Below are 12,398 nucleotides of genomic sequence, written 5' to 3' on the forward strand. Positions count from 1 at the left end.
TTTTATAATTTATTATTAGTAGTATAAAAGCATTATTATTTATAATATACATGTGTATTTTAAATGGATGGTGATTACAGAATAATTATATTAATAGTAATATTTATTTTAGAGTTAATATTCTATTTTTAATAGAGTACAAGTGTATTTTAAAGAGTTTATTTCTTTATTAATTTTATAAAAAATAACCATATATTTAGAGTTATTATTCTATTTTAAAATAAATTTACAAATTATTAACACAATAGAGATAATATGATTTGCTTTTAAAATATATTAATAAATTCAAGTAATTAAAAATTAATCAATATTTTTGTTTTGTGAATTTTGTCTCACTTTTTCATAAATTTAAAGGATCTAATGTTTACCCCTTAAATTTATTCAATTAGGATGCCGCCTCTTTTTTTTGGTCAAATTTTTTTAAAAATGTATTTCTACATTTTTATTGACCTTTAATTTTGGTATTTGTCTGAGAAGTTTTATGAATAAAGTTTATAAGGTCATTTGGAATGCTTCAATTGGAGCATGGGTTGCAACATCTGAAATTGCAAAAGGTAAAACAAAGACTAAATCAAAAACTTTAAATGTATCAGCGGTAGTTTTAACAAGTGTAATTAGTTTTGCTCCAAATGCTTTCGCAGGGACAAATACCGAAGGGGGAGTAGGTCAAGGAACCTCTATTTCAGGTACAACTTCATGTCGTGAGGGGAATGCGAGTACAGCCAATGAAAAAGATGTTGCTATTGGTTGTGGAGCTCAAACACAAGACAGAATGGGCTCTAACATCGCAAACCGTAATAATCCTTATAATAATTCTACTGGTGCTTATGCTGGTGCAATGAAACAAGGCGGTGCGATCAGTGTGGGTACTGGCGCTGTAGTTGAGAAAGGTTTAGGTACCGCAATTGGTTCTTATGCGACAACTCAAGGTATTTCAGGCGTAGCAATTGGGACTGGAGCTTTGTCTTCTGGAAATACTGCTCTTGCACTTGGACGACAATCTGCCGCGACTGCTGATTTTTCTCAAGCCATTGGTAATGTTGCAGCTGCTACCGGTAAAGGCTCTTTAGCAATTGGTCACTCGGCAACTGCAGAAGGTTACCGTTCAATTGCAATTGGTTCGCCAGATATGAGCAGATTAAGAAAAGCCAAACAACAAATCCTATTATTGTTTCAGGCTTTACAGATCGGTTAGGCAAATTTAGTTACAATCAGCAATTGTCATCACAACGTGCTAATACGGTTGCTAAATTATTGGTACAACAAGGTATTGAAGCAAGCCGAATACAAATACAGGCAAATAGCCAGACCGATTTATACAAGCAATGTAGCGGTAACAATAGTTCACAACTTATTCAATGTTTAGCACCAAATAGACGTGTTAATATAAGTTGGTAAAACGGTCTGTCACGGCAAAGTAATCATCCATAGGGTGGTTACTTTTTCGTTTTTAAGAGGCTAAAAAACCAAAAAAGGATATACTTAAATTTTTATATAAAAATCATCTTTCAAAATTATAAAAGTGTGGTGAGGTTAGTAAGTCATTTAATTTTTGAATCTACCCTTCATGTTTCAAAGAATATCTTTACCAATGAGTTATTAAAAAAATTATTTATCGAAATAATTAAAATTTTTTTAATGAAGTAAAACGATAGTTTTTAAATATAAATTTAAACTCAATATTTTATTTTTATTATCTTTCTAGCCTAAAAAACACAGAACTTAATTGCAAAGTTAAATTTGTAGTAAAAAATCATAATATATTTTTTGTATTTATTTGATTATATATTGTTCTTTTTTCTTGTTTTTCATCGCATTACAGTAAATTTCTGTGATTTACCTCTCATTTTTTCTTTGATATATTTCGCGAAATTTTTCATACCTTTAGTTTTTTGAAACTTTGTGTAGCTTTAGGTAAGTATTGTCTGTTTTTTGTAAAATGCGAGTAAGTATATGAATAAGATATACAAAGTAATTTGGAATGCTTCATTAGGAATTTGGGTTGCTGTTTCAGAAATTGCAAAGGGTCATTCAAAAACTCGTAGTCAAAGAACAAATAATGCTTTGATGCCTTCTACTGAAGCCACCGATTTTCTACAGTCCTCAACTTCAATTAATTTTAAAATTAAACCACTTACTTGGGGCATATTAACTGTACTCGTTCCGTCTATTACTTTTGCTGAAGTTGGAGTTTCTGGCGGTGCTCTTGGTCCTAATGGAGCTACTAATTCTACAGCAATTTCAGCATGTACTGGGACAACATCTGGATCGACCACTGGTCAAGCTTATGTGGGGGGAGACCGATCATTAGCGCTAGGTTGCGGTGCTGTAACAGACTCAGATAGAGATATTGCAATTGGAAGCCAAGCATCTACTGCAAATCCAGCAAATGCCATCGGAAATTATAATGAATCGATTGCTATTGGTGCTGAATCCAGAGCAAGCGGATCTCAGGCTCTTGCAATAGGTGGTCAGGCGACAGCAACAGGTAATTCATCTGTAGCGATCGGTGCTGACGATATGGATAAAGTTGCTAGTACAAACCCGCCAGCTTATAACTACACACCAACTGCCGGAGATAACGCTCTATATAATAATACTGCTACAGCGGCTGCATATAAAAATTTGACAGGCGATTACTTGGTTGATTTTGAAAAAACAAATGGCGGTGCATCTGGGATAGGAAATCGTTATACCAGAGTACAAACAGGTGAAGCTGCAGTTGCAGTAGGCCCTAAGGCTACAGCTACTGATTTGGGTACAGCTTTAGGGGCAGTAGCGACGGCTGGGGCACCAATTTCAGTTGCTTTAGGTGTAAAAGCAGAAGCACAAGGGCAAGGCAGTTTATCGATTGGTTCACTGGCTTATACCAAAAATACAGGTGATGTTGCTGTAGGTGTTAACTCCGCTGCTACAGGAGGTGATTCCATTGCAATTGGTGCTGGAAGTGACTTAAAAGGCACAGCCTATGTTCAATCAGGTGCGTCAGCGAGTAAAAAGGGTGCTAGTGCATCTGGAGCAAACTCGATATCAATAGGTACTAACACTGCTGCGACTGGCACAAATGCGGTAGTTGTAGGTACGCAATCAACAGCATCAAATCTGGCTGTAGCGGTTGGTTCAGTTGCCACAGCTGGCGACCAAAGTGTTTCTATTGGTTCAAATAGTGCGGCTTCCTCTCAAACATCTGTAGCAATTGGTGTAAGAGCACAAACCTTACAAACTAACTCTGTTGCTCTAGGTATTGATTCAGTGGCTGATCGAGCTTCGGGGTCACTCGGATATGACCCTTTAACTGAAACGAGCACGACAAATACGAATAGTACTTGGAAGGCGACAGATGCTGCTGTTTCAGTTGGAAATGGAACTACACGAACTCGTCAGATTACTAGCGTTGCGGCTGGAACGAATGATACAGATGCAGCCAATGTCGCACAGTTAAAGAAAGCAACTTCTAAAGTTTTAGCCGGAACAGGTACGACAGTTGCTCAGGGAACTGATAGTAACGGTATAACGACTTATACTGTAAATGCGAATACATTTACGGTACGTCAAGGAACAACAAATAAAGCAACTATTGGTGATAGTACTACTGATAAAGTCAGCTTTATCAATGGTAAAAATACTATTGCTAAAGTAGCGGACGAATTAAATAGCAATACTGATGTTACTTTTGATTTAGCAGATGATATTTCATTAAATAGTGTAACAACTGGTAATACGACCCTGAATAGTTCAGGGGTTACAGTTAATGGCGGAGCTAATGGTCCAGTAAAATTAACGAATACTGGGCTAGACAATGGCGGAAATAAAATTACCAATGTTGCAGCTGGAACTATTTCAGCGAGTTCTACAGATGCAGTGAATGGTAGCCAGTTAAATACGACTAATCAGAATGTAACGACTGCTCAGAATACCGCAAACACAGCGGTGACCAATGCTGCTGCTGCACAAGCAACGGCAGACAAAGGTCTGAACTTTAGTGTAAATGGTGGTACAGCAGACAACGTGAAGCTGGGTGAAACGGTTAACTTTGCCAATGGCACCAACACCACAGCAGTGTATGACCCTGCCACCAATACCTACAAATACAATCTGAATGACAACATTGCATTAACCAATGCCGGTAGCCTAACAGTTGGGAATAGCAAGGTTGATAACAGTGGATTAACCATTACCGGTGGTCCAAGTGTAACGACTGCAGGCATTAATGCGGGTAACCAGAAAATTACCAATGTTGCAGCTGGAACTATTTCAGCAAGTTCTACAGATGCAGTGAATGGTAGCCAGTTAAATATCACGAATCAGAATGTAACCACTGCTCAGAACACCGCAAACACAGCAGTAACGAATGCGGCAGCAGCACAAGCTACAGCAGACAAAGGTCTGAACTTTAGTGTCAATGGTGGCACGGCTGACAACGTAAAGCTGGGTGAAACAGTTAACTTTGCCAATGGCACCAACACCACAGCAGTGTATGACCCTGCCACCAATACCTACAAATACAATGTGAATGACAACATTGCATTAACCAATGCCGGTAGCCTAACAGTAGGCAACAGCAAAGTTGATAACAGTGGATTAACCATTACAGGTGGTCCAAGTGTAACGACTGCAGGTATTAATGCGGGTAACCAGAAGATTACCAATGTAGCAGCAGGAACTATTTCTGCGAGTTCTACAGATGCAGTGAATGGTAGCCAGTTAAATACCACGAACCAGAATGTAACCACTGCCCAAAACACTGCAAACACGGCAGTGACCAATGCTGCTGCAGCCCAAGCGACGGCAGACAAAGGTCTGAACTTTAGTGTCAATGGTGGTACGGCAGACAATGTGAAGTTAGGTGAAACAGTTAACTTTGCAGATGGCATCAACACCACAGCAGTATATGACCCTGCAACCAATACCTATAAATACAATGTGAATGACAACATTGCATTAACCAATGCAGGTAGCTTAACGGTAGGTAACATCAAGGTTGATAATAATGGCTTAACCATTACTGGTGGCCCAAGTGTAACGACTGCAGGTATTAATGCTGGCAACCAGAAAATTACCAATGTAGCTGCTGGAACCAATGCAACTGATGCTGTTAATGTAAGTCAACTTGGGGCAATAACTACAGCAGCGAATACCAAGACAGATGCTTTAGGTATAAGTACGGCAGGCAATCTGGGTGGAGGAGCAGTCTATAATCCGGTTACAGGTGCAGTCAGTTCACCGATCTATAGCGTGAATGGCACCAACGTGAACAACGTTGGTGATGCGATCACTGCACTGGACAAAGGCTGGACACTACAAAGCAATGGTGCCAATGCAGGTGCAGTGAAAGCTGGTGATACAGTTGACATTGGTACGGTTGCAGGCGAAAGCAACCTGAAAGTAACTAAGACTGGTAACAAGATCCAGTATGGACTGAACCGTGATCTAAATATTGATAGTGTAATGGCAGGCGACAGCAAGCTAGACACCACTGGTTTAACAATTACCGGCGGCCCAAGTGTAACGACTGCAGGTATTAATGCGGGTAACCAAAAGATTACTAATGTAGCGGTTGGAACTATTTCTGCGACCTCTACAGATGCAGTAAATGGTAGCCAGTTAAATACGACTAATCAGAACGTAACCACTGCCCAAAACACTGCAAACACAGCGGTGATCAATGCTGCAGCAGCCCAAGCAACGGCAGACAAAGGCCTGAACTTTAGTGTCAATGGTGGGACGGCAGACAATGTGATGTTAGGTGAAACGGTTAACTTTGCTAATGGCACCAACACCACAGCAGTCTATGACCCTGTCACCAATACCTACAAATACAATGTAAATGACAGCATTGCATTAACCAATGCGGGTAGCTTAACGGTTGGGAATAGCAAGGTTGATAACAGTGGTCTATCCATTGCTGGTGGTCCAAGTGTAACGACTGTAGGTATTAATGCGGGTAACCAGAAGGTTACTAACGTTGCGGCAGGTACGATTTCATCTACATCAACAGATGCAGTGAATGGTAGTCAGTTAAATACCACGAACCAGAATGTAACCAATGCTCAAAATACTGCAAACACGGCAGTGACGAATGCAGCTGCAGCACAAGCGACGGCAGACAAAGGCCTGAACTTTAGTGTGAATGGTGGTACAGCAGACAACGTGAAGCTGGGTGAAACGGTTAATTTTGCAGATGGCACTAACACCACAGCAGTGTATGACCCTGCGACCAATACCTATAAATACAATGTAAATGACAACATTGCATTAACCAATGCGGGTAGTTTAACGGTCGGTAACACCAAGGTTGATAACAGTGGATTAACCATTGCCGGCGGCCCAAGTGTAACGACTGCAGGTATTAATGCGGGTAACCAGAAAATTACCAATGTAGCAGCAGGAACCAATGCAACTGATGCTGTTAATGTAAGTCAACTTGGGGCAATAACTACAGCAGCGAATACTAGAACAGATGCTTTAGGTACAAGTACGGCAGGCAATCTGGGTGGAGGAGCAGTTTATAATCCGGTTACAGGTGCAGTCAGTTCACCGATCTATAGCGTGAATGGCAACAACGTGAACAACGTTGGTGACGCGATCACAGCACTGGATAAAGGCTGGACACTACAAAGCAATGGTGCCAATGCAGGTGCAGTGAAAGCTGGTGATACAGTTGACATTGGTACGGTTGCAGGTGAAAGCAACCTAAAAGTAACCAAGACTGGTAACAAGATTCAGTATGGCTTAAACCGTGATCTAAATGTTGACAGTGTAACAGCAGGTAATAGCAAGCTAGACACCACTGGTTTAACCATTGCTGGTGGCCCAAGCGTGACCAAGTCTGGCATTGATGCAGCTAGTCAGAAGATTACTAACGTAGCAGCAGGTACTGTTTCTGCTACATCAACAGATGCAGTGAATGGTAGTCAGTTACATACTCTCGATAGTCGTGTGACTAAGAATGGTGATTCTATAGCCAATATTTTTGGTGGTGATGCTAAAGCTAATCCAGATGGTTCGATTTCTAACCCGACTTATAATGTTGCAGGTACAAGTGCAAACAATGTTGGTGACGCTTTAACAGCCTTGGATAAAGCAGTTACTGATGCAGGTACAGCAGCGAATGCAGGCTGGACAATTTCAGCCAATGGTGATGCTGCTACTGCTAAAAACATCAAACCAAATGGTAAAGTGAATTTTACGGGTGATGATAACTTAACTGTTGCTCAGACTAGTCAAACGGACAATGAAGGCAATATTAAAGTTGCGCTAAACAAAAATTTGAAAGTTGATAGTGTCACGACTGGTACTACAGTTATCGATACGACTGGCGTAAAAGTTGGTGATAACGTTCAGTTAGGAACAACAGGTCTAATCATTGCTGGCGGTCCGAGTATCACTACTTCTGGAATTAGTGCTGGTAATAAAACGATAAGTAATGTAGCCGCAGGTGTTTCTTCTACAGATGCGGTAAACAAAGGACAACTGGATAGCGCAATAAGTAGCATAAACAATAATGTTGGTGCTCTTGCTAATAGTGCTGTGCAGTACGATAAAAATAGTGATGGATCAGTTAACAAAGACTCTATTACTTTAGCTGGCGGTGCTAATGGTACAACCATTAAAAATGTAGCAAACGGTACTATAGCAGAAGGTTCTAAAGATGCTGTTAATGGAGGCCAGTTATGGACTGTTCAACAACAGGTCGACAAAAATACAGGTGATATCTCGAACCTTCAGACTGACATCAGCAATATTAACAATGGTAAATCAGGTTTAGTTCAGCAAGCTAATAAAGATGCTGCGATTACTGTTGGTAAAGATACTGGCGGCACCCAGGTTAATGTTGCAGGAACAGCAGGTGACCGTACGGTGACTGGTGTTAAAGCGGGAGCGGTTACAGCGACTTCAAAAGATGCAGTAAATGGTTCTCAGCTTAATACAACAAATCAGGCACTTGTAAACTACTTAGGTGGTGGAGCAGGTTATGACAATATTACCCAAAGCTTCTCAAATCCGACATATAACGTAGGTGATAAATCTTACAACAATGTTGGTGATGCGATAGGTGCATTGAATCAAGCTGACCAAACATTAAATACCAAAATTGATAATGTAAGTAACAAGCTTGAGCAAGCATTCTATGCGACAAATCAACGTATTGATGATGTCGAGAAAAGAGCGAATGCTGGTATTGCTGCTGCGATGGCATTAGAAAATGCACCATTTGTAGCTGGTAAATATACCTATGCTGTTGGTGCTGCTTATCACGGTGGTGAAAATGCTGTTGGTGTGACCTTACGTAAAACTGCTGATAATGGACGTTGGTCACTGACTGGTGGTGTAGCTGCAGCTTCTCAAGGTGATCCAAGTGTTCGTATCGGTATTAGTGGTGTAATTGACTAATTTCGCTAGGCGAGGAAGGCATAGTCCTTCCTCATTCTCCATTTCGAGAGTAAAAATATGAAAAATACAGTTAAAGCGTTATTTATTGCTGTTCTTTCTGGCCTAGCAATGGTTAGTTATGCACAAGAAGAAGCAGTATCTCAAAAAAATGTCACATTTCCTAAAGTATCAGATAGCTATCTTAAGCAAGTTAAGCGTTATGAGTACGATGACGTTGCGCGCTTGGATTTAGGGCTAAATAAAGACCAAATTCGAGCTTTACTAGGCAATCCACAATTTAGTGAAGGACTTTTTGCAGTAAAAGTCTGGAACTATGTACTAGATATACGTGTACCAAATAGTAATCAATACCAACGTTGTCAGTTACGCATTGATTTTAATAAAAAATATTTGGCTGAACATTTATCTTGGAAAGGTGAAGCATGTGAAGGGTTGATGGCTTGGGGCGAAAATAATCAGCCTCCTGCAAGTAGTACTGCGGTTAATGGACGTACAGCGAGCGTTTTATTTGCTTTTGATCGATCTGATGCTAGTGCAATACAGCAAGGTTTAAACAATATAGACAACGTTGTCGATCAAATTAAGCAAAGCCCATCAACAGCACCTATTATTGTTTCTGGATTTGCAGATCCATTAGGTAAATTTAGTTATAACCAAGAGTTATCATCTAAACGAGCGAATACGGTGGCAAAACTACTTGTCAAACAAGGTGTAGATCCGAACCGTATTCAAATCCATGCGAATAGCCAGACTGATTTATATCAGCAATGTTCGGGTGGACATAATTCACAACTTATTCAATGTTTAGCACCAAACAGACGTGTTAATATAAGTTGGTAACAGCCTGTCACGTAAGAGTAACCATCCATAAGGTGGTTACTTTTTCGTTTTAAGAGGCTAAAAAAACAAAAGAATATATTTAAATTTTTATATAAAAATCATCTCTTAAAATTATAAAAGTGCTGTGGCGTGAGTAAACCATCTAATGGTTGATCCCAACTTTGACGTTCTAAGGTATGTTCAATAAATTGAAATTGATGAGCCAATCCTAAACGATAAGGTTTATGCTTTGCACTTGCTAATGTACGATCATAATAACCACCACCCATACCAATACGTGTTCCGTAGTGATCACAAGCTAAAAGCGGCATAAGTAGCAAATCAAGCTGTGACACATGTCTTCCTCGCGTTGCCATAGGCTCCTTCATACCTAAAGGATGGTGAGAAAAGCGACGACTTAAATACTGGTTTTTATTTATCTTTATCCACACTAAACGTTGATTCATCGAGCAAATCATTGGTAAATAAACTTGTTTATTCTTTTTAAAACAGAATTTGATAAGAAGATCAGTATGAATTTCACCGAAAGCGTGCAGATATAAACCAATTTTTTTGGATGAATGAAAAATAGGAAGGTAATTTAGGTAGTGTAAAACATTAAGCTGAGCCTTTTTTTGCTCAAATTGGGTTAAAGAACGTCTTTTAGATCTTAAATTTTTTCTAATAAAGCTGAGTTCATTCATGGATAAATCTAACAAAGACTTGAGATGATTCGTGCAAAATTATATCCATTTTTCTTTAGCTTCACCGAACTTTAAACGTTATAAAAACAGTCTAGTTGAATCGAAAATAAAAATAACTGTGTTCCTAAAAAGCCTCTATATAATATTTTTTAGTTTTTTTACGTATTTACAGTATTTATTTACATTTAATCAGGATAAGTATATTTAAAGATGAATATGAAACTTTAAAGTCTATGAAGTTAAAAATTTTATTGATGATGCTATGTGCTGCTTTGCTCAGTGCGTGCACGAAACAGGCAGAATCTGAGGCTCCTCAAGTTGATTACAAGACTCAATTCGAAGAGTCTGATCGAAAAATTGGCGAGTTTTTAGATCAATTAGATAGTCCAAAGACACCGCAAGAAGTTAAAGTTAAAATTTTGTGCCATGATTATCCTGATCTCTACAAAAAGCAATACATGCCTGCATTAATAAAAATTTCGCCTAAGCCTTATACCGAAGAAAAATTACTATCAGATCTGAAAAGCGCAACAGATTACTATAAGGGAAGTTTAGGAATAAAATGTGATAATTAAAGTTTGTTGTTTATCACGTAAAAATTAATAATTGTGAGTTGATTGGCATTATTTAGTTGTGCTAAATTTCTTTCTGCTCCTTATTTAAATTTTTCGCTGGACTTAAGATGCAAATATTAAAATTTTTGCAGAGTTTTAATACGGTCGGTAGCTATTTAACACTTGCCTCTATCTTGCTAGCAAATATGCAGAATTACGAAGGGAAATCGTTTTTTAACTAAGTGAAATTTAATAATTAATGTAAGGTAGAGATATGAAATTTAAAATATTATTACTCAGTTTTATTGCCACAGGTTGTTATGCTAACGATAATATAAATGATCCTGATATTTGTAATATCGTAAAAAAAGTCGCTTATAACGTAATGGAAGCAAGGCAAAAAAAAGTACCTGCACAAGATTTACAACAAATTGCTGATGGCCTTACAGAAGAAAAAGCAAAGCAGCTTTATCAAGACTTAATCAACTCAGCTTATGCTGCTAAAGTATTCAAAACAAGCTTCTTTAAACGTAAAGCCATCGAAGATTTTCAGACAGGGTGGTATCAAGAATGCTTACATCGAAATGAGCAATAAGTAGCAACAGAAATATATTTAACTTTTAAGTTTAGCTAATGAGCTAGAAAGGCAAAATACTAAAAATAGACTGACAGGTCTGTCTTTAAATTATAATTATATAATAAAATTAATGCTCCGAAGATGCCGCTGCATGTGTCGTTACCCTGAACCCGACGAGTTCAAGGTGGACGCGACGTATACTTGCTGGGTTTCCTACTCTAAGGTAGGCATACACTCTAAATATACAGAACGCAATCCATAAGTTTAAGTATCGGCAGGGGAATAGACCCGCTGGCGAACATCCCAGAGATAGCTTAAGTATAACCGATCTGGTTCCATTGGCAATCATCTGAGTTTATTGAACTGTAAAGTTAGGCTTCATTTGATGAAGCTTTGTACACTAAAAGTATATATAACAATCATGTGGTACATAAGATAGGTCAATACAAAAATGCCCTGCACTATAAATGAATAGAGCAAGGCATTTTTATTGATACAAGTCGATTAAACAGTTTGTTCAACATCTTCCAAAATAGCCTGTAATAGGCGTTCACAGTGTGTATATTCTTGCAAAGATTTATTTAAACTTAACACTTCTTGGGTAAGCTGTAAGGCAACCATAATAACAAGCTTATTGTGCTCAACACGAGGGGCACTACGGCGCATATCGTTGAATCTCTCATTAAGAAGTTCAGCTGCACGTTCAAGCTCATCTTTTTTATCTGATGTTGTTGCAAGTCTAAATGTTTGCTCAATCAGACGAAGCTCTACCATGACTTGTTCACTCATGATTGGGTCTCCTCACCAGCTTCAGCATTTGGGTGAGCAAGTTGCTGAATTTCTTGCGCGTGTTGATCTTGAGCTGTACCTAAAATTGCTAAACGTTGAATAATTGCTTCAACCTTTGCTTTGGCAAGTTCATTTTTTTGTAACAAACGGTCACGGTCTTGCTGCAAGTCGTGTAACTCTTGTTGAGTTTGACGTTGGTGTGACTGAAGTTTTTCTTTGGTAACGCGTAACTCATTACGCTCAGCCAAAATTTCTTGAAAACGATTTTTTAAATCGGTCGTACTTTTTTCTAGGCGGCTGTAACGCTCGGCAAGTGTGTTAGCATCTTGATTCAATTGTTGAAATTGACCTTGTAGCTGAGTGAGTTGCTCAGTTAGTGTCTCAATTTCCTCTTGTTTTTTAGTGATGATGCTATTTTTTTGCACAACTTGTGCGTGGTGCTCTGTTTCAGCCAGTTCTTTAGCTTCCAAGAGAGTAGAATTTTCACTCTCTAGATGATGTAAGCGTGTTTTTAAAACGCCAATATGCGCTTGTAGCCGCTGTAATTGTTCTAACATAACG

Annotated in this window: 8 protein-coding genes, 1 other RNA gene and 2 pseudogenes; 7 read left to right on the forward strand and 4 right to left on the reverse strand. The window is 38.7% G+C overall.

What is annotated here, in order from left to right; translation table 11 throughout:
- Positions 1-481 precede the first annotated feature (481 nt).
- The 4 genes and pseudogenes from HMPREF0014_RS08265 to HMPREF0014_RS08275 form a co-directional block, all read left to right on the forward strand.
- Positions 482-1,132: pseudogene (locus tag HMPREF0014_RS08265) on the forward strand (ESPR-type extended signal peptide-containing protein); the annotation flags it as partial.
- Positions 1,132-1,398 (forward strand): annotated as a pseudogene (locus HMPREF0014_RS25250) (outer membrane assembly protein BamE); the annotation flags it as partial. The pseudogenes HMPREF0014_RS08265 and HMPREF0014_RS25250, both read left to right, overlap by 1 nt.
- Before the next feature lie 555 nt (positions 1,399-1,953).
- Positions 1,954-8,394: an ESPR-type extended signal peptide-containing protein gene (locus HMPREF0014_RS08270; RefSeq protein ID WP_006581016.1), complete on the forward strand. Its 6,441-nt coding sequence runs from the start codon at positions 1,954-1,956 to the stop codon at positions 8,392-8,394.
- A 57-nt stretch (positions 8,395-8,451) separates the two neighbouring features.
- The gene (locus HMPREF0014_RS08275; protein WP_006581017.1) at positions 8,452-9,234 is read left to right on the forward strand and encodes an OmpA family protein; all 783 of its coding nucleotides are present in this window, start codon (positions 8,452-8,454) and stop codon (positions 9,232-9,234) included.
- A 98-nt stretch (positions 9,235-9,332) separates the two neighbouring features.
- Here HMPREF0014_RS08275 and HMPREF0014_RS08280 read toward each other — a convergent pair whose 3' ends face one another.
- Positions 9,333-9,917: a 5-formyltetrahydrofolate cyclo-ligase gene (locus tag HMPREF0014_RS08280; protein WP_002049562.1), complete on the reverse strand. Its 585-nt coding sequence runs from the start codon at positions 9,915-9,917 to the stop codon at positions 9,333-9,335.
- A 233-nt stretch (positions 9,918-10,150) separates the two neighbouring features.
- Between HMPREF0014_RS08280 and HMPREF0014_RS08285 the strand changes: the two genes are divergently transcribed.
- The 3 genes from HMPREF0014_RS08285 (at position 10,151) to HMPREF0014_RS08290 (ending at position 11,066) form a co-directional block, all read left to right on the forward strand.
- Positions 10,151-10,492 carry a hypothetical protein gene (locus HMPREF0014_RS08285; RefSeq protein ID WP_004710011.1) on the forward strand — a complete coding sequence of 114 codons (342 nt, stop codon included), beginning with the start codon at positions 10,151-10,153 and terminating at the stop codon, positions 10,490-10,492.
- A gap of 107 nt (positions 10,493-10,599) precedes the next feature.
- Positions 10,600-10,713, forward strand: coding sequence for a hypothetical protein (locus tag HMPREF0014_RS26200; protein ID WP_099143572.1), 114 nt, complete (start codon positions 10,600-10,602; stop codon positions 10,711-10,713).
- A gap of 32 nt (positions 10,714-10,745) precedes the next feature.
- Positions 10,746-11,066: a hypothetical protein gene (locus tag HMPREF0014_RS08290; RefSeq protein WP_004710010.1), complete on the forward strand. Its 321-nt coding sequence runs from the start codon at positions 10,746-10,748 to the stop codon at positions 11,064-11,066.
- A 110-nt stretch (positions 11,067-11,176) separates the two neighbouring features.
- Here HMPREF0014_RS08290 and ssrS read toward each other — a convergent pair.
- The 3 genes from ssrS to HMPREF0014_RS08300 form a co-directional block, all read right to left on the reverse strand.
- A non-coding RNA gene (gene ssrS / locus HMPREF0014_RS25255) (6S RNA) lies at positions 11,177-11,361 on the reverse strand.
- 191 nt (positions 11,362-11,552) lie between these two features.
- The gene (locus HMPREF0014_RS08295; RefSeq protein ID WP_002049540.1) at positions 11,553-11,837 is read right to left on the reverse strand and encodes a cell division protein ZapA; all 285 of its coding nucleotides are present in this window, start codon (positions 11,835-11,837) and stop codon (positions 11,553-11,555) included.
- The gene (locus HMPREF0014_RS08300; protein WP_004710008.1) at positions 11,834-12,394 is read right to left on the reverse strand and encodes a hypothetical protein; all 561 of its coding nucleotides are present in this window, start codon (positions 12,392-12,394) and stop codon (positions 11,834-11,836) included. Before HMPREF0014_RS08300 ends, HMPREF0014_RS08295 begins: the two co-directional genes overlap by 4 nt.
- Between the last annotated feature and the right edge of the window lie 4 nt (positions 12,395-12,398).

Source organism: Acinetobacter sp. RUH 2624, assembly GCF_000162375.2.
Taxonomy (GTDB): Bacteria; Pseudomonadota; Gammaproteobacteria; order Pseudomonadales; family Moraxellaceae; genus Acinetobacter; species Acinetobacter nosocomialis.